Raw genomic sequence first — 22,836 nt, forward strand, 5'->3', positions numbered from 1 at the left:
GAGGTGCTATGGTCATATTTCCGAATGCAAAAATCAATTTAGGACTACAAATTACAGGAAAAAGAACAAACGGATACCATACGTTGGAAACGCTGTTCTATCCGATACCTTTGGAAGATGCTTTGGAAATCTTACCGAATACGCACAAGGAGGTTGGAGACATATTTTCCATAGCAGGAACGACTCCCGATTGCAGCCTCGAAGAGAATCTGGTGACAACAGCACTTTCGCTGATGCGAAAAAAGACAGATATTCCTCCCGTAAAAATAGCACTATACAAGAATATACCTATGGGCGCAGGCATGGGAGGCGGATCTGCCGATGCCGCTTTTACATTGAAACTGTTGCGCGATATGTTCGCCCCCCGGATGGAAGAGGATGTGTTATTCGAAATGGCTCTGCAATTAGGAGCAGACTGTCCGTTCTTTCTGTATAATAAACCTTGTTTGGGACGCGGGATCGGCGAAAAGCTAACCCCTTTGGACGATATCAGTTTGGCCGGATATCACATTGCTGTGGTTAAGCCGGAAATTTCTATCAGTACGGCCGAAGCTTTTAGAGGGTTGAAACATATCGGCGAACATTCTCAACCATTGTCTTCATTGATACGAAAACCTTTGCCGGAATGGCATGGTTTGATAAGCAACGATTTTGAAGAAAGTCTTTTTCCTGAATATCCTCGATTGAAGGAACTGAAGCAACTGTTATATAATCAGGGAGCTGTTTATGCTTCAATGACGGGGTCCGGGTCTGCCCTTTATGGACTGTTCCGGGAAAAACCGGTACTGGCAAAAAATTTGTTTAACGACTGTTTTCTATGGCAGACCGCATTGTAGATCTGAAATGCTGGTTGCCTACTTCGGCAAAAGAAGTCGCTCTCAGGGGTTGGAATGAGTTGGATGTGATTTTATTTTCGGGTGATGCTTATGTGGATCATCCCTCGTTTGCCGCTGCTGTAGTGGGGCGTATCCTTGAATCCTTCGGATTACGAATAGCAGTTATTCCTCAACCGAATTGGCGAGATGACTTACGGGATTTCAAAAAGTTAGGACGTCCTAAACTGTTTTTCGGAGTATCTGCCGGAGCCATGGATTCTATGGTAAACAAATACACGGCTCATAAAAGATTACGCAGTGAAGATGCATATACCCCCGATGGCCGGAATGATATGCGCCCGGAATACCCAACCATCGTTTACACACAATGCCTGAAAAAGATATGGCCGGACGTTCCCGTGGTTATTGGCGGAATAGAGGCGAGCTTGCGCAGAGTAACGCACTACGACTATTGGCAAAATAAGCTGCGGCCTTCAATCTTATATGATTCCGGAGCAGATATGCTAATCTATGGAATGGGGGAATTGCCACTGAAAGAACTCGTTGAAAGGCTGAGAAGCGGCGAACGCATAGAAACGATGGAAGACCTCAGACAAACCGTTATACTGCGGAAAAACAGTTCTGTAAAAGAAACTCCCGACGATATTGTATTGCATAGCCATGAAATTTGCCTGAAAGATCCTAAAAAACAGTCGGCAAATTTCAGATGGATAGAAGAAGAAAGTAATTCCATGCACGCTCACCGGCTCTTGCAGCAGGTAAGAGATATGACAATCGTGGTAAATCCACCTTATCCTCCTATGACGGAAGAACAGATCGACGGAAGTTTCGACTTGCCTTATACCCGCCTGCCTCACCCTCGCTATAAAGGGAAACGTATAGCTGCATATGAAATGATCAAACATTCGATCAATGCCCATCGGGGGTGCTTCGGGGGATGTGCCTTCTGTACGATTAGCGCACATCAAGGCAAGTTTATAGCTTCCAGAAGCGAGCAGTCCATTTTGAAGGAAGCTGTGGCCATAACGAAAATGCCGGATTTTAAGGGATATATATCCGATGTGGGAGGACCGAGTGCAAATATGTATAAAATGAAAGGTTTCGATACCTCTATTTGCGAAAAATGCAAACGTCCTTCTTGCATTCATCCGAAAGTCTGTACCAATCTGAATGCCGACCATACACCGTTAACAAATCTCCTTCACAAAGTGGATGCCTTACCCGGTGTGAAAAAAAGTTTTATAGGAAGCGGTGTACGGTACGACTTGCTGTTAGAACCATATAAAGATGCGAAGCTACGTGACGCTGCACTGACGTATGCACGTGAACTGATTATTCATCATGTATCAGGCAGACTGAAAATTGCTCCGGAACATACTTCAAAACCGGTTCTCGACATTATGCGTAAACCTGATTTCAAATTGTTTTTTGAATTCAAGCGTTTTTTTGATGAGGTAAACAAAGAATCAGGATTGAATCAACAGCTTATCCCATATTTCATCAGCAGTCATCCGGGTTGCCGGACTGAAGATATGGCAGAATTGGCTTCTATCACCAAAGATCTCGGATTCAGATTGGAGCAGGTACAGGACTTCACCCCTACCCCCATGACCGTAGCCACCGAGATTTACTACAGCGGTGTACACCCTTATAGCGGCAAGCCTGTTTACAGGGCTGTCAGCGATAAGGAGAAAAAGGCACAAATGCAATTCTTTTTCTGGTATAAAAAAGAGGAACGGCAAAAGCTTATTCAAGAGCTTAGAAAGTTGGGAAGGGATGATTTGATCAACAAACTTTTCTTCAATAATACGAATCGAGAAGCAAAGAATCGCAGACAACGCCGATAAAATATTATCTTTGCGGAACTTATCAGCATACCTGCTGAAAGGTATTGCAGTTAAGCCTCTGTAGTTCAACGGATAGAATAGAAGTTTCCTAAACTTTTGATAGGGGTTCGATTCCCCTCGGAGGTACAACTCTTAAAAATGAAAAAATCCCGGTATATTTTTATCAATTCCGGGATTTTTTCATTGATTCATCTCCATTTTTCATTACAGGGATACTTTTGATGAAGCATATCTAAAACACTAAAAAGAAAGAATGACAAAATTACAGTTATTAATGGTAGTTCTACCCGTCGTTTTCATGCTTCATGATTTTGAAGAGATCATCATGTTCAGGAGTTGGCTTGACCGAAACCGGCACGAACTGCACAGACGTTTTCCAAGGTTTGAGGCTTTTCTTTCAAAACGGGGACATTTCGAGTATTCCACATCTGCGTTTGCTATCGGGGTGGCACACGAGTTTATTTTACTGTCTGCAGTCTCTTTATGTTCGATATATCATGAGGCCTACGAATGGTGGTTCGGAGTTTTCATGGCATATTTCATTCACCTGTTCGTTCACATTGCTCAATGGATTATATATCGCAAATATGTACCCGTAATCATCACTTCTTTACTGTCTCTGCCTTATTGTTTTTACACTTTTATCCTGTTTGTAAAGAGTTCCGTTTTATCTTTTTCACAGACACTTCTCTGGATGCTCATCGGCATCGTATTTATCATATTCAGCTTACCCTCTGCTTTTTTCTTTATGTCAAAATTCAATAAATGGGAAAAACGGCATGAGGTATCCAATTGAAGCCCGTCGTCAAAAAGATTTTCCGGTTTCCTCTGTACTGTGTAGACTTTGAAGTCTTTTTATTCCTCCGGAGAGCAGGGAAAGAAGACGATCATTCGCTGTTCTTCCATTACAAAACAATAGTTATTACTACCTTTGTACAGGTTATGGTTATCACAGCCTCTTCAAGGCCGGGATAAAGAGGGAATATCGGTGTAAATCCGAAGCAGTGCCCGCTACTGTAATATTCGTAAGTAAGAAAAGAGATCGCTGACCACTGTCCGCCGTAAGTTATGGATGGGAAGGTTCTTTTCTTGAATAAAGCCAGGAGACCTGCCATGACTTTTTCCAAACAGATTTGGCTCTTCGGGAGTTAAAGCAAGATCTGAGAGATTATATGACAAAAGGATTTTTCCTGATGTTTTATAAAGACACACATTGAATAAAACGAAATGACAGACTACGCTGTAATAACAGATCCATCCAAGCTCAGAAAAGAGCATGACGAAGTGTTGCTATTGGTTACATTCGGAAGCACACATGAAGAACCCCATCAGACTTTTGCAAAAATCCGTCAAACATTCAGGGAGGCATTCCCCGATACGGATATATATATGGCCTTTACTTCACGCATTTGTATGAAACGCTGGGCGGAGAAAACAGGGCAGCAGTATTACGCTCCTGATGAATGGCTTAAAGCCATCGGTCAAGCAGGCTACAAACGTGTACTGATCCAGTCCTTGCATGTGATACCGGGATTGGAGTACTCTTTTATCACCGAAAAATATATTCCGGCATTTCAGCAAAAGTACCCCGGTGTTCAGATTATTTTAGGCGAGCCGTTGCTTTGGAACGACAAAGATGTAGTGAGAGTAGGAAATGCTCTATTCAGCATTTTTCGTAACCGTCTGGAACAGGGCGAAGCCTTGGTGTTGATGGGACACGGCAACAATACAGACGCCTATCCCGACGCCAACAATAAGTATATCCAACTGAACCAATACCTGCAAACGCTGAACCCGCGCATAGTAATCGGAACAGTGGATTTTGAAAGCATGCTGTTCGATTTTGTAGTAAAAAGTTTGGAGAGAACTTGCGAAAAAGGTTGTGTTATTAATCTCAGCCCTCTCATGTCCGTGGCCGGCGACCATGCCAAAAACGATATGGCCGGAGCATACGATGCAGAAGGGCCGATGGAAGAACAAAGCTGGAGGGTACAACTCGATGCTATGGGATACCGCATCGAACCCGAAACAAACTGCCATCTGAAAGGATTGGCGGACTTCCCTGAAATCAGAGCCATATGGGTTAATCATCTAAAAGAAAAAATCAATCCTATTGTTTAGAATATATATGTCAAGAAAGAACACAAAACTTTTTCTCCTTGCAGGCTTTTTGCTGTTAGCCGGCCTTGAGCCTCTTTTCGGAATGCACATCATGGAGGGATTTCTACCCGCTACGTGGTGCGGAATCTGGTATATCATAACTCTCCCTGTGGTAGTAATCAGCTACCGATACATTCTCAAGATAACCAAAGAGAATCCCAAAATGAAAATTCTGCTGGCTCTCTCGGCTGCATTCGTTTTCATCTTGTCTGCGCTCAAGCTACCCTCCGTTACAGGCAGCAGCTCGCACCTTACCGGTACTACATTGGGCACCGTATTGATCGGAGCATGGGCTATGCCTGTGATCGGTGTAATCGTATTACTATTCCAAGCCCTTTTACTGGCACACGGCGGTATCAGCACATTGGGAGCAAATGTTTTTTCGCTCTCTATTGTAGGGCCATTTGTGGCTTACGGTATTATTAAAGGCTTACAAAAAACAAATCTCAATAAATCGGTAATATACTTCATTGCCACATTCTTCGGTACCCTGTCGACTTATCTGGCTACCTCATTTCAGTTGGCATTCGTTTTCCCCGATCCGACTGCCGGCATATGGGGAGCAGCTGTTAAATTCATGTCTATCTTTGCCGTAACTCAAGTTCCGCTGGCCATCGTCGAAGGGATCATCACGGTGCTGGTGCTGAGGATATTAACAGAACAAAAAGTGGATACCGTTATGTTTCAACCTAAAAAAAGTGCGAAATGAAAAAGAAAACAACTCACATCATCATCCTTCTGATCTGTGGTATTCTGTTTATAGCTGCTCCGGTGATGAGTATCTTTTTCGATTTCGGCAGCGGAACAGATGATCAGGCCGGAGAAATGATACAAAGCATTAACCCCTCATACGAACCGAATGCTTTATGGCAGGGCTTCGAACCTTCGGAAACAGCTGAACCGTGGCTATTTGTGCTTCAGGTTGTTATCGGAATCATTATTTTCGCCTATGCTTTTCGCCTCTTGTTAAAACAACGAAAAGAAAATATTTGACCGAAAAAATGATACCCAGTAGAGTCTGCTGCACAGAATATTTTCGCCGCTTCAAACTTCATTTGATCATACCGGCAGTGTTGCTATTAGCAGCACTGCTTATTTCTTCATGGCATATTCTCTTTTTCATCTCCATTATTCTGTACCTGACTCTATTCTTCCGGGCTAAAAATGAACGACCTCACCTGCTTAAGAAAACAGTGATTGTTTGGGCTTTTATCTTCTTAGGAGCCCTGCCTCTGCTTTTCAATAAAATATCAGGAGAAAGTACTCTTCATTATTTCAGATTAGGGACATGGGTGATCGACACGCCGGGAGTAAACAGTTTTCGCCTGATTGTTTTACGCTGCATCGATGCCGTGGGGGCAATGATGCTGCTCATGCAACTCACTCCGGTCTATAATCTCTGCTCCGAACTCCGGCAAATGCATACGCCCCGGTTATTCATAGATTTGCTGGAGCTGACCTACCGGTACATTTATGTGCTTCAGGATACTACCCGTCATATTGCCACAGCACAAGTGAGCCGTTTGGGATACAGAGGATACAAAGAAAAAGTAAAAGACATGGGGCTTTTGCTGGCACAAACTTTGGTTCTAACACAGCATGAGGCCGATCATTTATATAACGGTTTAGTATCCAGAGGCTATGAAGACGATCTCGCCGATTCAATAAAAGAAAAAACAGAGACGGATGAGGAACAGGTCATCGTACGGTTGGAGCAGATCTCTTTCGCATATGAGAAAAATAAGGAAATACTGAAAAACATTAATATTTCTCTGAAAAAAGGAGAGCGTATTGCGCTTCTGGGAGAAAATGGAGCAGGAAAATCCACTCTTTTTCTACTCTTGAATGGTATCTTGAAACATGAAAAAGGGCGATTCTTTTTACGTGACAAAGAAATAGACAACAGCAAAGATGGATTAAGAGCAATAAGGCAAACAACATCACTGGTTTTTCAGAATTCCAATCACCAATTGTTTACTCCCTCTGTATATGACGAAATAGCCTATGGGCTGAAAAATATCGGTTACAAAGGAGAAGAACTGAAGAAACGAACAGAAGCCATCATCGAAGATTTTGAACTTCAGGACATCAAATATTTTCCTCCTCACAAACTCAGCGAAGGCCAAAAAAAATGGGTTGCCATTGCAGCAGTCTTGGCCATTGACCCGCAAATTATCATTTTAGACGAACCCACCTCCAACCTGGATCGTTATTACACAGGAAAAGTACTCAACCTGTTCGATCGTCTGCAAAATGAAGGAAAGAGTATCCTTATTTCCACGCACGATATGAATCTTGCTTATGAGTGGGCTAAACGCGTACTGGTTATGCACGAAGGACAAATCATAGCCGACAACTCGACTGAAAATGTTTTCCGGGATACCGGTCTGCTCTCGCAAGCCAATCTGGAATCTCCATTATTATTCTCCAAAGTTTTTCCGGAAAAAAAGCGATTAAAAATTCAAACAGAAGATTTTCATTTACCTGTTTTCATCGGTGCAACGGGTATGCCTTGCCTAATCGTGGGTGGTGGCAAAGGCGCTTATCGTAAAGTGCAGACACTATACCAGCATAAAGCCGTTTGTACCGTTGTATCACCTGAATTGTGCGACGAATTGAAGGTGATGCGGGACAATGGGGTTATTACACATATCGAACGAAAATTCATGGCAGGAGATACGAATGGCTTTGATTTGATAGTAGCAGCAACGGACAACATCGCAGTAAACGAACAGGTCTGTAAAGAAGCGGAAACTCACGGTAGTTTGGTTAATTCGCCCGGCAATCCTTTACGGGGGAATTTCCAATTTGCAGCGGGCTTCAGACAGGAAGGTATCGGTATAGCCATACACACAGACTATAAATTACCTGAAATAGCACAAATTCTGAAAAAAAGGTTGACTTCTTTTATTCCGGAGGGATTGGAAAGGCAGCTCCAAGTTCTAACTGGACTGCGCACAAAACTGAAAACGGATAAGTTGACCGAAGAAGAAAGGAGCGAACTTACAGAAGAATACAACAACATAAAAAATAAGATTGAAGAATCACTTAAACTATGATCGGACTTATTGGAATTAACCACAACACTGCTCCGGTAGAAATCAGAGAACGGTTTGCACTGACCGATGCAGATGCGGTGGAGTTAATCAATGACTGGATAACGAACGACTTTGTCATCGGGGGCATCGTACTCTCTACGTGCAATCGTATCGAAATTTATTTCCAAACAAAAGAAGAAGACATGCAGCCGGATTTTAATAAGCTGATCCGCTCTCTGGCTGCATTCAAACATATCGATACCGTAGACCAGTCCATATTTATTTGCAAGAGCAACGGGGAAGCGATCCTGCACATGTTCCGCCTCGCCTCGGGGCTTGAATCCATGGTCATAGGTGAAACGCAAATACTGGGACAGCTAAAAGACGCATTTCGTAAAGCCATAGACAATTCGCAAAGTACATCGATCCTGTCACGTATGTTTCACAAGGGGTTCGAGACGGCAAAAAAGATACGTAACAATTTTCTGATTGCCGCCACTCCTGTTTCTTCAGGAGCAGCAGCCGTTACTTTTATGGACCGATGTATCGGCAATCGAAAAATAAGCACGCTCATACTCGGTGCCGGACAGATGGCAGAAACCATATATGACCGTTTATCAGAGTTAGAGTTTGAAAACGTTAAAATTTACAACCGCACAAAAGAGCGTGCGGAAAAATTTGCCCAAACTCATGGAAACATTCCCTGTTTCTCCGAAAATCAGCTTTGTGAAGCTCTCGATCAGGCCGACCTTATTTTTGTAGCCACTTCTTCCCTTATGCCTATCGTTAAAAAAGAAGAAATGGCCCTCAGAACAAATACCGAAGCTGTTTATCTTTTCGATATGGCAGTACCGAGAAATATAGCAGAAGATGTGCGTACTCTCGAATTTGCACACGTTTATACGATAGACGACTTGCGTAAAACTCCGGAGGGAGAGATGATCGGCGATTTAGATTACAAAGGCATCGATAATTGCATAGAAGAAATGGTCGGTCAGTTCACTGAATGGCTCGATGCTTCGCAGATACGGCAGGTGATCAATGTTATTCAACAAGCCTCGGATAAGCTGCTTGAAAAAGAATTGAGTAAATTGCCTTCACAATTGGATGCAGGCGAACGCGAAATCATCGAACAAAGCGATCAACACTTGCGTATTACTTTTTCCACGGCTATCATTGCGGCATTGCGCGATGTAACGAAAGACGGAAAAAACCTGCAATATACCGAAGCGATAAATAAACTCTTCAGCAAAATACTGGAATCTGAATAATGAGAAAACTAATCGTAGGCACCAGAGGCAGTAAGTTGGCTTTGGCACAAACGGAGCTGCTTTGTCAGGCTCTCAGTAATATTATGCCGGAGATTGAATTGGAAACGAAAATCATCAAAACCAAAGGAGACCGTTTTCTGGAGCTTTCCCTTAGCAATCAGCCCGACAAAGGACTCTTCACCCGTGAAATAGAAGCACAGCTGCTGGACGGAGCAATCGACATGGCTGTACACAGTCTGAAAGATTTACCCGTAGCCTGTGTACCCGGCACCATGATCGGAGCCTACCTCGAAAGAGCAAAAACAGAAGATGTGCTCATCGGAAAACAGACACTGGAGGAGTTACCCGAGGGGGCTGTGGTAGGCACATCCAGCAAACGTCGTGCTTTCCAGCTCTCCGAGAAATATCCTCACTTCATAATTAAAGAAATCAGAGGAAACGTGGAGACCCGCATAGCCAAAATGGAAGCAGGCGAATATGATGCCATACTCATGGCACGTGCGGGAATGGAACGTTTGGGACTGACCGGTAAAATCAAACAAATCATCCCTGCATCTCTTATTGTACCGGCTCCGGGGCAGGCTGCCATAGCCATCCATATTCGCAATAATGACTCCGAGCTGCAAATGCTTTTGGAGAAAATCGATCATAAAACCACCCGTTACGAAGTCGAATTCGAACGCGAATTATTACAATCTCTCGGCGGTGGATGCGCCATGCCTTTGGGATGCGTATGCAGGCATACCGGGGAAAAAAATGAGGTAGAAGTTTATTATGCTTCAGAAGATGCTTCACGTTCAGTTTACCGTAAAGTCCAATTTGATGACAGTGAACGCGAAGCGACGATGAAGAAATTGGTTATGGAATTGAAAACAGTAGAGGCGAGATGAGCGCAAAAGTCTATTTGGTCGGCTCGGGTCCCGGAGATCCGGCTTTGTTGACACTCAAAGCCAAAGATTTATTGGGAAAAGCCGATGCCATTATTTATGATGCGCTCGTAAGCGGTGCTATCCGCAATCTATGCAAGCGTACGGCTGAAATGATTTTCGTGGGTAAACGTGCAGGAGCACATTCGCATAAACAGGAGGAAATCAACCGAATTATTATTGAAACAGCCCGTCGTATCGGAGGTATCATCGTTCGGCTCAAAGGTGGAGATCCTTTCGTCTTCGGGCGTGGAGGAGAAGAGATGATTGCTCTTAAAGAAGCAGGAATCGCTTACGAGATCGTTCCCGGAGTAACCTCGGGTATTGCAGCACCGGCTTATTTCGGCATTCCGGTTACTCACCGGGCTGTCAGTCGATCTGTTCATCTCATAACGGCATCGACCAAAGATGGCACACTGCCCGATCTAGACTGGGATATGCTTTCACATACCGACGGCACGTTGGTATTTTATATGGGTATGCATGCTATTCCTGAAATAACTGCGATGCTCACTCAACATGGTTTTAATCCTCAGATACCCGCCGCCGTGATCAGCCAGGGCACAACAGCCAATCAAAAAATCCTGACCGACAGGCTTTGCTGTTTCACACGGGACTATATCGACTATGCCGCATATTCTCCCGGTCTGTTCGTTGTGGGTGAAGTGGTTTCCTTTGCCAAAGATTACGGATGGATGGAAGACAAACCGCTTAAAGGGCAAAAGATTGTGGTAACCCGCTCGTTAGATCAATCATCTTCTCTTTCCGAAAAACTCGAACAAGCCGGAGCCGAAGTAGAAGTGTTGCCAACCATCTATATTCTCCCCGTAGCCGACCAGAATGAATTGGACAATGAAATCCGGCGAATAAACGAGTATGATTGGTTGATCTTTACTTCCGTCAATGCCGTAGATATCTTCTTCGACAGGCTTTTTGCACAAAATCTGGATGTTCGCAGTTTGTCGGGCTGTCATATTGCAGTTGTGGGACCGGCTACGACAGAAAGGCTGAAAAATTTTGGTTTGCAACCGGACTTCATGCCGGAGAAACATACCGGACTCGATCTTGCAAATGAGCTATCGATGGCATATCCTGAAATGAAAGGCCGTTCGGTACTCATCCCGGCCTCCGCCATTGCCCATACCGATCTCAAAAAAGGTTTGGAAAAGCAGGGAGTCCATTGCAAACAGTTAGCAGTCTACGAAAATCGCCCGATTGCCTATGAATATGAGGAGTTGCGAACTCTTCTGGAAGAAAACTGCCATTGGCTGACTTTTTGCAGTTCATCTGCAGTTCGTAATTTTATGTCGCTGATCGAATCTTACCGGCTTACTCCTTTGCTGAAAAACGTTCGCATGGGAGTAATCGGAAGCATAACGGCAAAAACATTGAAAGATTATGGTTTTGACTTCGATGCCATGCCGGATAAACCAACGATAGACAATCTGGTGAACGAATTGATACGAATCACAACAAACAAATAAAAGTATAGTTATTATGTATCCTTTAACAAGATTGCGCAGACTCAGATGCTCGGAAGAGATGCGTACTTTGGTCAGAGAAACCTCTTTATCTCCGAAAGATTTTATTGCTCCGCTTTTTGTTTGCCACGGCGAAAACATTAAAAGAGAAATTGAGGCCATGCCCGGTCAATATCACTTCTCTGTAGACCGTGTCATCGAAGAATGCCGTGAGTTGTACGACTGCGGTGTATCCGGCGTTATGCTGTTCGGTATTCCTGCACATAAAGACGGAACCGGTTCGGAAGCCTATCACGAACATGGTATTGTGCAGCAGGCTATACGTGCCATAAAGAACGCTGTGCCGGATCTCATTGTCATTGCCGACATCTGTATGTGCGAATACACAGACCACGGGCACTGCGGTATTATTCATGATCATTATGTAGATAACGATGCAACGCTGGTATATCTGTGCAAACAAGCAGTTTCTTATGCGCAGGCCGGTGTGGATATGGTAGCTCCGTCCGATATGATGGACGGCCGTATTCTGGCTATGCGTAAAGCATTGGATGAGAATGGGTTTATCAATTTGCCCATCATGGCCTATTCCGCTAAGTTCAGTTCGGCTTTTTACGGTCCTTTCCGTGAAGCGGCAGATTCCACCCCTTCTTTCGGAGACAGACGCCAATATCAGATGGATCCTGCCAACGGTGATGAAGCCATGCGCGAGATAGAGTCGGATATTGAAGAAGGTGCCGATATCGTAATGGTCAAACCGGCATTACCCTATCTCGATATTATCCGCAGAGCTGTAGATCGCTATGACGTACCGATGGCCGCTTATAATGTAAGCGGAGAATACTCTATGGTTAAAGCTGCAGAAGCCAATGGGTGGATAGATGGAGACCGGGTAATGATGGAATCCCTAACAGCAATCAAACGTGCAGGAGCCAAAATCATTATTACTTACTTCGCCAAGGAAGCAGCCTGCAAACTCAATCAGAAATAACCGTTGCAAAGCATGAAAGATTTCAGCAAATCGGAAGCTCTCTTCGAGCGTGCCTGCCGCCACATTCCCGGAGGAGTCAACAGCCCCGTCAGAGCATTCAAGTCGGTAGGTAAAAACCCGTTGTACATCGATCATGGTGTAGGCGGGCATGTTGTGGATATCGACGGAAATGAATTTGTCGATTATATTTCGTCATGGGGTCCTCTTATCTTAGGACATGCCAACCCTGTCATACAGGAAGCCATCAGGGAAGAATTGGCCAAAGGAACAAGCTACGGAGCGTGTAATGCCCGTGAGGTCGAAATGGCGGAGCTGATCTCCTCATTCTTTCCTTCGGTAGAGAAAGTCCGCATGGTAAATTCCGGTACGGAGGCAACAATGAGTGCCATTCGTCTGGCACGCGGTTATACCGGACGGGATAAGTTTATCAAATTCGACGGCTGCTATCATGGGCATTCGGACAGTTTCCTGATTAACGCCGGTTCGGGACTTGCCACCTTTGGTACAAGTGGCAGTGCCGGCGTAACCGCCCATACGGCAGAAGATACACTTGTTGCCATTTATAATGACATCGAAAGTGTTGAACGGCTACTGAAACAATTCGACCGGCAGGTTGCAGCCGTAATACTCGAACCCATTATGGGAAATATGGGGCTCATTCCTCCTCAACCCGGATTTCTAAAGGCTTTGCGCGAGCTTACAGAGCGTGAAGGTGTACTGCTTATTTTCGATGAAGTCATCAGCGGTTTTCGTGCAGCCAAAGGAGGGGCACAGGAGCTTTACGGCGTCAGACCGGATCTGACCTGCTTGGGAAAGATTATCGGTGGCGGTTTGCCCGTAGGCGCTTTTGGCGGAAAAGCAGAAATAATGGACCTGCTCTCACCCAACGGTCCGGTATATCAAGCAGGTACACTCAGCGGTAATCCGCTGGCCATGGCTGCCGGTATAGCCATGCTCAAGCAATTATCCGCACCCGATTTTTACGAACGTTTAGAAGAGCGTTCTACTGCATTCGAAGCAGTTATCCGTCCTGTTATCGACCGGTATCCCGAACATTTGTCATTTAACCGCGTGGGTTCACTGTGCACGATTTTCTTCAAACCCGGCGGTGTAAAAATGAACAATGATGCCAAACAGTCCGATATCAAACGTTACGCTGTTTATTTCAGAGAAATGCTGGAGCAGGGGATTTATCTTCCGCCTTCTCAGTTCGAGTGTATTTTTATTTCATTAGCACATACCGAAGAGGATTTCAGACATACAGCTACTGCCATGGAAAAGGCTCTTGCCAAAGCTCTGCAATAAACGGAAATCCAAGAAAGTTTAACAGAAAAACTCTTTCTCCATCCCCTCCACGGACTAAAGGAAGAGTTTTTCTGTTTATAGTCGAGACTGTTTTTAATGGCTTATTAGAAGCAAGATATTGGGGTAGAACATTATTCAGGTGAATGAATCAAATACTTGCTTTCCTGCCGGGCCATGTAATTCATGAATCGGGGACTGAAGACATGGATCCCTTCTTTTTCTGCTGCTTTATTGTATGTACGGAGAAAAGCAACGGGATTAACGAAGTTTTCTATAACCTCACCACGTAATCCGTGACGCTGAAGCATTCTTGTGATAAAATATCCGTTGGGGTGACCTCCGAACGGGAAATATCCCTTTATCTTCACGGACAGTTCTTCTTCACCGATTTTCCCATCAAGATACGAAACCGTTATTCTATCGAACTCCGCAAGCATAGCAGAAGTGTTTTCAAAAGTTTCTTTGTACATGACTGCAATCTCATCAGGATATCCGATCTGCTTGAAAAGCAAGGTCAGATCATCGCCCTTATCGATCATATCGGCAATACCTTCATTCTGTAAGTTGTCCAATTCGGTTATGACGGGAGAAGATTGTATAAAATCGCTGTTTTCAAAGTGACGGCGATAAGAATGAAACATTTCATGGGCCATCAATTTTATGATACCATCCGGATCTTTATACATTACATTCAGGTCTATGACTATCCCCTTAGATTTACTTCGTGCTTCAGGATCTGCACAAACGATAGCAACCGAAGGAAAAACAATAAGAGAATCGACCGGATCAAGGAGGAAGTTCTTCAGCTTTCTTATTGATTTTGCTTCCATGCCGGCAAAATCATATGTTCTACGAAAATTCTTCAACTCGTTCCAATGCTTAAGCATATCGGTGAAATTAAGTATCATGATACGATCGAAATAAGCTGCATCCTGTAAAGGAATTTTGGCTGAGAGGATACTGTCTCTTTCCGCTGTTCTTGCCGGAGAAAATGCAATGAGCATATTTTTCTTAACACTCTCCAAGCGCGCCGGTTTCCAATCAAGTATTCTGTAACCTTCTGTAGCAAACAGTTGTTCCCATTTTTCAGCCGGTATATCTTGCCCCGCAGAGATTATTTCGGCAATCTCCATAAACATATCCGCTGAATCCATATTGATGAATACAGCTCCCGTTTTATCCACCTACCGTACGTTGTCAGCAAGAAAGAAAAAAGTATAATCAAGAAAAACTTCTTCATACTTTCATTTATTGCGTTGTTATTATACAGAAGAATTTCGTAGTCCCTGTCGAAAAAACTTGTTACTTCCCTTGTATCATGATAAAATGCTTAATATGAAAGACAGAGATCGTTCTTTCTTTGGCTATAAATTCCGGCTTTCTGCTGCATGTTTTTTTACCGGATTCATACGATAACCTTCGAGGAGTTCATCGTTCTCCATTAAGAAAGGTGAAGCAGTTGGTTGATCCCAATCCACATCATACTTATTCATTAAATAATCGTTTAAATAGGTTCGATCGTCGAATATAATTGCCTGATAAGGTTCTTGAAAAGCTAATTTCTCTATAAAAAGCAATTTATTACCGAAAGGAATCAAAACACCGGTGTGTCCGAAAAAAAGCATGCTCTCTTCAGGGGTGATTGCCGAATGCATTACAATAGAAATTAACGAAGCTTTTCTGGGGTCGTTCTTATGTATAAAACGAATACCTTTACTCTGCCAGTTTTTTCTCACGTTTGTCAAGTGTTCGTTTATGTCTTTTCCATAAGAAGTAGGAATATTTGAAAACAGATTTCTAAAGATTTTCCTTTCTTCAATAGAAAAAAGCATTCGTCCGCAATTGTCCAAAGCCCCTTCATCGAATACAAGCATCATGGGGCATTCTTGTGCAGGATGTTCTACTGTCACAAAATCACGCAACAGATCAAAAGAAGTAATGCGGCAATTAAAACCTAAAAAATCAGGATATTTTTCGTCCCACATCTTTTGCATCATTGCCTCATCGTAACACGGACACAGCGTGTCTGAAATAAAAAAACCTTTCTCTACAAGCCCTTTGTGCTCTATTGCCAGATTAAACTGATTCACATTCTGCAAAAAAGAAACTATATTCTTCGGTGATATGCCGGCATCCGTCATTGCTTTTGCCAACTCTTCTTGCGTTTCTTTATCCAACAAGTTGGAATAAGTAATTTTTCGGACAGGCTCTGGATGGTTTGTGGAATTTTTGTTTTGTTTACTTTCAGTACATCCAATGAATGCCGGCAATACAAAAAAAGAAATAATCTGGATAATCAGTAAATAGAAAAAACGAGTATTCATTTTTCTGTCTGTTTAATAAATTCTATTGTTTTGCAATTTTTTCTATCGGTTCTCAGCTAAATCCTTGTGTACTGAAATATATTCAGGTAAAAGATCTGCTCTTCCTTAGTCAATGAGATAAAATCTCCCCGGTATTCAAAAACCGCACTCTCAGATAAAACACATAAGGTATCACCCGAAAGTTTTTTCTAATTTTCCATTCTAACACAACATGACTACTTACGGCTATTGTAGATATGATTGTTCTTGACCTGCTTACCGTCAAACAATTCATCCAATGTTACTATACGGTACCCCTTAGCCTTAAGATTCCTAATAACACCCGGTATAGCATCTACTGTCGTTTTGTGAATATCGTGTCCCAATATAATTGCATTCGGCTGCGCCTTGGACATTTCAGCCGTTACCTTCTCCACATTACGATATTTCCAATCGAGAGGATCGATATTCCAACCGATAATCGGCTTATTTACAAGTGTCAACTTGTCTTTGTAAATGCACCATACGGAAAGCGGAAATAAGTCGGTCTTGCGCTCGTGATATCTTGCACGATTTGATCGGTAAGCGTTATTTGCCGGTGGGCTTCTTCTTCGGATATTTTAGCAAAATTCTTATGATCATAAGAATGATTACCTATATTGTGTCCTTCTTCAGCCATACGTTTCATTGTCTTTTTCTGTACTGCTGCCGATTTGCCAAGCACAAAAAAGGTTGCTTTCACATTCTCCTCCTTGAGTATATCCAACAATTTCGGGGTATAAACCGAAGGGCCATCATCGAAGGTAAGAGCCACACAAGGGGCTTCCGGGTCTATTTCCTTAATAACAGGTTCGGCCGACTGAGGAATTATTTCAACTTCGTCATCTACAATGGCTGCCTCTTCTTCATGTGTTTCCAACAGCATACGGACTAAAGCCTTGCTAATATACTTGCGCATCAACTCTTGTGGCAGCTCTATAACAAACGAACCCATAGAACCGTTTGCGATCTGGTATTTATCAAAGTTCACATACCATTGTTTTGCAGCATTGAGGTAAAGGCCATCGTAGTTTTCATTGGAGGGTTTCGTACCCTTTTCGATCAGGGGAAGGATCTCCTTCCACACCACATCGCGCTCCTCCTGATTGGCAAAGGCTCCACGTTCATTGAATCTCTCACGAACGGCTTTTTCTGCTTTTAGCCTCACCTCTTCGGCAAAGGAAGTAAAAGCCTCATCGCTTTCGAACAGATCCGAGGGAAAAAGTTTTCTTTCATTTTTCAAGTCAAACAGAGAAGCGTGAGACGTATCTTCATAATTATTACCAAACGAAATACTCCGGGTATAAAGAAAAACCATCAATTCGTTCGACCGGTATTTAATCTCGAAATGCTGATTAAAATCCAAATGAGAAACAGAAGAGTCGTCCAATTCTTTCTGTTCGGACCTAAAATCATCAATGAGATGTTGCGTGAAATCGCCCTCAGATTCATTAATAAAAGGATACTTCGTAACAGGAAAAGACGCCGTAAGGTGACTTTTGTCGGGATCATTCCCAATTTTCATGGTAAAAACCTGGACATCTTCATCAGAGTCGTTTAATGTAAACTCTTTCGTTAAATCGGAAATCCGGGCAACTTCAACGGAATCCACAATTATATTCGAAGCCTGTTTCTTATGCTTTGAAACACAACTTATCGCCGATAAAAACACCAAAATTTGGATAAAAATAATTCGATATTTCATGATTTCTATTGAAAAATAATTTATTTAACTAAAGTAACACAAAATCTTCGTTCTTTATCAAAAACACCAAATACCGCCCACATAAGCAGCTTTCACTATCAAATTCTGTAATGCCTAAAGCTTCCTCTACCGGTTACACAGGATCTCATCCAATACCGGGCGCCAATCGAAATAATTCGGTGGGCAATAAGTCTGATACCCCATCCTGGCTGCCATCTCTGCATTGGCAGGCCCATCGTCTATGAAAAGCGCTTCTTCCGGCAGAAAGCCAGCTTTCTGTGGCATATAAGTGAAAATATCGGGATCCGGTTTCACCATTTTCATTTCATAACTGGCAAAAATGCCATCCACATAACTCGATAGCGTACGGCCATTGGGTAAAAATTCCTTGCTGTGCGCATATTCCATAACATACGGATTGGTGTTGGATATGATATATACGCTATATTTTTCGCGCAGACGGTCGATATAATCGAATTTGTAGGGAGGTATTTCTTCCAGAAAACCGCAAAGCCCCCATTTTATTTCGTCATGGTTGATTTCTTTACCGGTATGTTCACTAAGTGCCTTTCGGAAATCTTCAGCGTTTAATGCTCCGTTTTCCAATTGCAGGAAAAGCCCGCTTTGCAGATAAGGATCAAGCATCCGGGAAGCATCACTTACTCCCAAACTTTCGAAACGACGAACGCATTCATCTTTATTGAGATGAATGAGCACACCACCCAAATCGAATAGAATTGTTTTAATCTTCATCATAAAATTTGTCTGTTTCTCCTTAAAAACAATTACGATATTACGAAAAATAAAATGCAATTGAAAAATAATATAACATATACTAATTAGGAATAATCAACAGTTCGATTTTTATCAAATATTAAAACCATTCTTCATTGGGTAACGATAAAACAATTTCTGTAGAATCACTGATTTATTTAGAATTTATTCAACCACAGATCAATTTATTTTACATTGTTTTATATTTTTTAATACTTTAAGTGCACTATATCGGCAAAAGTGTTTATTTTTGCAAATCAATGTTATTTTATATAAATAACAATTGTGATTAAAATTCAGGTTACAGATATTTTGGCGAAAGTGGTTTAGAACAAGTTTCAACTTTTGATACAGTAAGAAATAATCAAGAGTACAGAAATACATACATTATTATAAAACCAAACAAGAATGAAAAAAAGATTGACTTTACCATCAATAGTATCTTTATTATTGATGGTTATGTACATGTTTTCGTGTACAGATGTAGACATCACGATGCCGAAAGGCCCTAAGGGCGACAAGGGTGATCGCGGATTGTCTGCTTATGAAGTATGGAAAGAAGAGGTCATTGCCGGCCGGATAATCTGGTCTAAGGACGAGGTTCAGATAAATGACTTCTTCCGTTATCTCAAAGGTAAGGATGGAAAAGATGGAAAGGACGGCTTGACTCCTCACATCGGAGATAATGGCAACTGGTGGATCGGAGACAAGGACACCGGTGTGCCGGCCAAAGGTAAAGACGGCAAAGACGGTTTAACGCCTTACATCGGAGACAATGGCAACTGGTGGATCGGAGACAAGGATACCGGTGTGCCGGCCATGGGTAAAGACGGTAAAAGTGCTTATGAGGTTTGGAAGGATTACATCGCATCCGGAGATGTTGATGATCCGCACAATCCGGGTAAGAAATGGGATCCGAAGAAGAATACCGAGCATGACTTCTGGGAGTTTCTGGCCGGTAAGCCGGGTAAAGACGGGAAGGACGGTAAAGATGGAAAAACACCCTATATCGGAGACAACGGCAACTGGTGGATCGGAGACAAGGATACCGGAATACCGGCCAAAGGCAAAGACGGTAAAGATGGCAAGGACGGTCTCAGTCCGTGGATTGGAGATAACGGCAACTGGTGGATTGGAGACAAGGATACCGGCGTGCCGGCCAAAGGCAAAGATGGCAAGAGTGCTTATGAGCTATGGGTCGAAGAGGTAACAAAGCGTTGTGGAACAGACAATCCGGTTATGGATCCGCATGATCCTTCAAAACCCTGGCCTTGCGATAAAATTTCTCTTACGGATTTCTGGGAATACTTGCGTGGAAAAGATGGAAAGGACGGAAAAGACGGGAAAGATGGTGATACCGGTATTGTAATCGAACATGGAGCTCCCAATGTCCTCCCGCTGTATTTTAATGGTGCTTATAAAGAATATGTCAATCCTTTGGATGGCAGCGTTATTGTGCAAGTTTTTGATAAAGACGGAGCAAAGGTCAAAGAAGGTGTAGAAGTACAGGGATTGCCGGGAATGGATCCGAACCTCAAGTACACCACCGATGAAAAAGGGCAATTCAAAATTGAAGCCAAAGATCTGCCTCGTAATAAAGAACTTAAAGACAGGAAAGGGAAAGTAAAAATCGTTAAAATCAAAGGTGTCGTAACAGAGTCTGCTCCTAATACCATCATTCCCAATAAGGTTTTGACACGAATTAAAGCAGAATTTGCTTATCCCCGTCAAATAACGACTCCGGACTTGAGCCTTGCCAGCGCATATAATTCTCATTTTATTGTTATTAAATACAAGTATGAGAGACTCCTTGATAAGGAATGGAAGCCGTACCCTGAAGAATATCCAAAGCCCGAATTGAAATGTGTGAAAGTCGCCGACATCAATAAAGCAATAGATCAATCTAATATTTTAGAGGGTGAAAAATATGCCAAATGGGGTATTGCCAATCCTCCTGCAGGTTTCAGTGATTTGAAGGATGCTTTTCTAATTATACGCCCCAATGTTCTCACCGATGCAGAAAAGAAAGGCGATAAAGTCATGTTCGGAGACTTGGATAAAAAACTGGCACAAATCAAACGCTATGAATGGAAAGAAACAGAAGAGTATTTCTTCTCTATTAAAGGGGAAAAATATTTCTATGGAGATAATCCCGTCATGGATGAGGCTGTTCAAATTCCGGAAATCTATCCATCTCCGTGGTTAAAATGTGCTGTTGTCGAAACAAAAACGGGAGAAACAAATACATGGGGTAAAATAGAACCGGATGTTATTAAGAAATTTTACCTGAAGTATGATAAACCCGAATCGGGAAAACATGTTTGGACTATTCGCTCTTTAGAGCCGGAAAAGCTGCTTACAGACCCCAAATTAAAAGGCAATGTCAATTTTAGGGTATATATGACTAAAAACAAAAATGGTTCTACAGGCAACACTCAAATAGATCGTAGCTATACAAATAAACCGGAGAGTATCAACTTCGCTTTGAATTCGACTTTCCCGAAAAACATCTTATCGGTGTCGATGTGGATTAATAACGACACCAAAGGCCGCCATACTCAAGATCAGGAGAAAGACTATATTTTAGAAGACAATTATTTGCTCTATAGAGTTGTACCTGATTACACACTTGTCAAAGAGGGAGATGAGTATTTTGGGGTAAAAGTTTTCGATAATACAGACATCTGGAAGCTTGAAACAGGAGAAATGCCTGTGGATTGGTTGGATTAAAAACATCTAAAAAGAAAAAAAGATGAGAATACAACATAAACTATGCGCTATTGCTCTTGCTTCTTTTATCGGGATTTTTTCCGGAGCAGCTCAAAATAAAGGACAAATTGCAGATGAACCCCGAACCTCCAAAGCGTGGGAAATCGGTATAGGCGGTTCTTTAATTAATTTAGATCGTATTTCGATCACAGGGTTTCAGAGTTTACCCGACAAGTACCTCTACAACTTAAAAGTTCATCACCTTATGGGGGGAGTGAATCTCTACGCTGCCAGAGAGTTGAACCCGTGGTTTTATCTCGACTTACAAGGAACCATGGGGATTGCTAAAAACAATGAACAGAATGCCGGCAGTAAACATCACTTTCTATATATGGGTGGTTTGGGTTTGCAGTTCAGATTAAGTCCTCTGTTTAGATCGCGTTATGTCGAACCATATTTGCGGGTTGGAGTCAATTATCTGCACAAAGATTTCAAAACGACTTACTCGGGCGTCTTCAAAGACGATCCCACAGGGCAGGCCCATTGGGAATCCAATGATACATGGAACCCTGACGGTCGTTCAAAAGACAAGGATAATTTCATCCCCCTATCTTTCGGAGCCGGTGTGAATGCCTGGCTGAATAATTCATTAGGATTAGGATTGCAGGGAGAATATTTGATGCCTGTGGAAAAGGGATTGCCTCGCTTTGCTCAGATCAGCCTGCGTGTAATGTGGCGTATCGGCGGTAAGGATAAACGTCCTGCTCCTGTATATCATGAGGTTGAGGTTCCTGTCGAGAAACTTGTGGAGCGTGTTGTGGAAAAAGAAGTCAAAATACCCGTTGAGAAGAGTATCTATGACTTGTTCAACAACATTAATTTCGAGTTTGACAAGTACACCTTTACTCCCGAAACGGAAGAAGTTCTGGATCAAATTGCTACCATACTGACTCACTTCAAAGGTAATCACTTCCTGATTACCGGCTTTACGGATGCGAAAGGAACAAATACTTATAATTTACAACTTTCACGTAAACGCGCAGAAGCTGTTGTGAATGCTCTTGTCAAGAGAGGCACTCCTCAGGAAATGCTGAAATGGAGAGGTGTCGGTAAAAAAGCCGTATCCATGCCGGCTTCGGAAGCCGATAATATTCGCCGTGGCGATCGTAAGGTTACTATCGAGAAAGTAGACATCATGGAATACTGGAACAAATTGCCTTAACAAATCTCTTGTAGCTACATACTGGGGGCTGTGTCAAAATGAATTTTGGCGCAGCTCCTTTTAGTTTTGGTTTGGGGTTGGTTAAGCCACCGGTTTTAGCCTTTGAGGGATATTTTTGTGTTTTTCGAGGAGGTGGAAGCGCATGAGGCCGAGATTGAGGGTTGATATAGGTCTTTTGGGAGTGTTTTTCGCCTTTCGAGCAACCTTAGCACATAGTTTCTTCAGATTA

Annotated in this window: 19 protein-coding genes, 1 tRNA gene and 1 riboswitch; of the genes, 15 read left to right on the top strand and 5 right to left on the bottom strand. The window is 42.7% G+C overall.

Features of this window, described 5'->3' with window-relative positions; all coding sequences use genetic code 11:
- Window positions 1–8: 8 nt before the first annotated feature.
- The 13 genes from ispE (at window position 9) to hemL (ending at window position 13,855) form a co-directional block, all read left to right on the top strand.
- Complete coding sequence (gene ispE, locus A3GI_RS0104735; protein ID WP_018360328.1) at window positions 9–836, top strand: 4-(cytidine 5'-diphospho)-2-C-methyl-D-erythritol kinase; 828 nt, start codon at window positions 9–11, stop codon at window positions 834–836.
- A complete protein-coding gene (locus A3GI_RS0104740; RefSeq protein WP_018360329.1) occupies window positions 818–2,683 on the top strand; it encodes a YgiQ family radical SAM protein in 1,866 nt (621 codons plus the stop codon). The genes ispE and A3GI_RS0104740 overlap by 19 nt, the downstream gene beginning before the upstream one ends.
- Before the next feature lie 54 nt (window positions 2,684–2,737).
- Window positions 2,738–2,809, top strand: a tRNA-Arg gene (locus tag A3GI_RS0104745).
- 127 nt (window positions 2,810–2,936) lie between these two features.
- Complete coding sequence (locus A3GI_RS0104750) at window positions 2,937–3,479, top strand: HXXEE domain-containing protein (RefSeq protein WP_025079632.1); 543 nt, start codon at window positions 2,937–2,939, stop codon at window positions 3,477–3,479.
- A 130-nt stretch (window positions 3,480–3,609) separates the two neighbouring features.
- A riboswitch (cobalamin riboswitch) is annotated at window positions 3,610–3,813 on the top strand.
- 97 nt (window positions 3,814–3,910) lie between these two features.
- On the top strand, window positions 3,911–4,804 hold the full coding sequence (locus A3GI_RS0104755; protein WP_018360331.1) for a sirohydrochlorin cobaltochelatase: 894 nt from the start codon (window positions 3,911–3,913) through the stop codon (window positions 4,802–4,804).
- 7 nt (window positions 4,805–4,811) lie between these two features.
- Window positions 4,812–5,552, top strand: a complete 741-nt coding sequence (locus A3GI_RS0104760) for an energy-coupling factor ABC transporter permease (protein ID WP_018360332.1) — start codon at window positions 4,812–4,814, stop codon at window positions 5,550–5,552.
- On the top strand, window positions 5,549–5,836 hold the full coding sequence (locus tag A3GI_RS10550; RefSeq protein WP_018360333.1) for an energy-coupling factor ABC transporter substrate-binding protein: 288 nt from the start codon (window positions 5,549–5,551) through the stop codon (window positions 5,834–5,836). Before A3GI_RS0104760 ends, A3GI_RS10550 begins: the two co-directional genes overlap by 4 nt.
- Window positions 5,837–5,844: 8 nt before the next feature.
- Complete coding sequence (locus A3GI_RS11175) at window positions 5,845–7,902, top strand: CbiQ family ECF transporter T component (protein WP_147277722.1); 2,058 nt, start codon at window positions 5,845–5,847, stop codon at window positions 7,900–7,902.
- Complete coding sequence (gene hemA, locus A3GI_RS0104775; RefSeq protein WP_018360335.1) at window positions 7,899–9,152, top strand: glutamyl-tRNA reductase; 1,254 nt, start codon at window positions 7,899–7,901, stop codon at window positions 9,150–9,152. The genes A3GI_RS11175 and hemA overlap by 4 nt, the downstream gene beginning before the upstream one ends.
- Window positions 9,152–10,042 (top strand): hydroxymethylbilane synthase, encoded by an 891-nt coding sequence (gene hemC / locus A3GI_RS0104780; protein WP_018360336.1) that lies wholly within the window; start codon window positions 9,152–9,154, stop codon window positions 10,040–10,042. Before hemA ends, hemC begins: the two co-directional genes overlap by 1 nt.
- Window positions 10,039–11,562: a uroporphyrinogen-III C-methyltransferase gene (gene cobA, locus A3GI_RS0104785; RefSeq protein WP_018360337.1), complete on the top strand. Its 1,524-nt coding sequence runs from the start codon at window positions 10,039–10,041 to the stop codon at window positions 11,560–11,562. The genes hemC and cobA overlap by 4 nt, the downstream gene beginning before the upstream one ends.
- 13 nt (window positions 11,563–11,575) lie before the next feature.
- Window positions 11,576–12,550 (top strand): porphobilinogen synthase, encoded by a 975-nt coding sequence (hemB, locus tag A3GI_RS0104790; RefSeq protein ID WP_018360338.1) that lies wholly within the window; start codon window positions 11,576–11,578, stop codon window positions 12,548–12,550.
- Window positions 12,551–12,562: 12 nt separating this feature from the next.
- Window positions 12,563–13,855 (top strand): glutamate-1-semialdehyde 2,1-aminomutase, encoded by a 1,293-nt coding sequence (gene hemL, locus A3GI_RS0104795; RefSeq protein ID WP_018360339.1) that lies wholly within the window; start codon window positions 12,563–12,565, stop codon window positions 13,853–13,855.
- Between the two features lie 131 nt (window positions 13,856–13,986).
- Here the strand turns inward: hemL and A3GI_RS0104800 are convergent, their stop codons facing one another.
- From A3GI_RS0104800 to A3GI_RS0104815, 5 genes are all read right to left on the bottom strand, one after another.
- A complete protein-coding gene (locus A3GI_RS0104800) occupies window positions 13,987–15,039 on the bottom strand; it encodes a DUF5700 domain-containing putative Zn-dependent protease (protein ID WP_018360340.1) in 1,053 nt (350 codons plus the stop codon).
- A 180-nt stretch (window positions 15,040–15,219) separates the two neighbouring features.
- On the bottom strand, window positions 15,220–16,179 hold the full coding sequence (locus A3GI_RS0104805) for a DUF4300 family protein (protein ID WP_018360341.1): 960 nt from the start codon (window positions 16,177–16,179) through the stop codon (window positions 15,220–15,222).
- Window positions 16,180–16,394: 215 nt separating this feature from the next.
- A complete protein-coding gene (locus A3GI_RS11795) occupies window positions 16,395–16,661 on the bottom strand; it encodes a polysaccharide deacetylase family protein (RefSeq protein WP_018360342.1) in 267 nt (88 codons plus the stop codon).
- Window positions 16,658–17,809, bottom strand: coding sequence for a polysaccharide deacetylase family protein (locus A3GI_RS10560; protein WP_202898685.1), 1,152 nt, complete (start codon window positions 17,807–17,809; stop codon window positions 16,658–16,660). The genes A3GI_RS11795 and A3GI_RS10560 overlap by 4 nt, the downstream gene beginning before the upstream one ends.
- A 219-nt stretch (window positions 17,810–18,028) precedes the next feature.
- On the bottom strand, window positions 18,029–18,658 hold the full coding sequence (locus A3GI_RS0104815; RefSeq protein ID WP_018360344.1) for an HAD family hydrolase: 630 nt from the start codon (window positions 18,656–18,658) through the stop codon (window positions 18,029–18,031).
- A 426-nt stretch (window positions 18,659–19,084) separates the two neighbouring features.
- Here A3GI_RS0104815 and A3GI_RS11180 point away from each other — a divergent pair, with 426 nt between their 5' ends.
- Window positions 19,085–21,406 (top strand): hypothetical protein, encoded by a 2,322-nt coding sequence (locus A3GI_RS11180; protein WP_147277723.1) that lies wholly within the window; start codon window positions 19,085–19,087, stop codon window positions 21,404–21,406.
- Between the two features lie 22 nt (window positions 21,407–21,428).
- On the top strand, window positions 21,429–22,607 hold the full coding sequence (locus tag A3GI_RS0104825; protein ID WP_018360347.1) for an OmpA family protein: 1,179 nt from the start codon (window positions 21,429–21,431) through the stop codon (window positions 22,605–22,607).
- Window positions 22,608–22,836: the final 229 nt, after the last annotated feature.

Origin of the sequence: Porphyromonas macacae DSM 20710 = JCM 13914 (assembly GCF_000379945.1) — a bacterium.
GTDB classification, from domain to species: domain Bacteria; phylum Bacteroidota; class Bacteroidia; order Bacteroidales; family Porphyromonadaceae; genus Porphyromonas; species Porphyromonas macacae.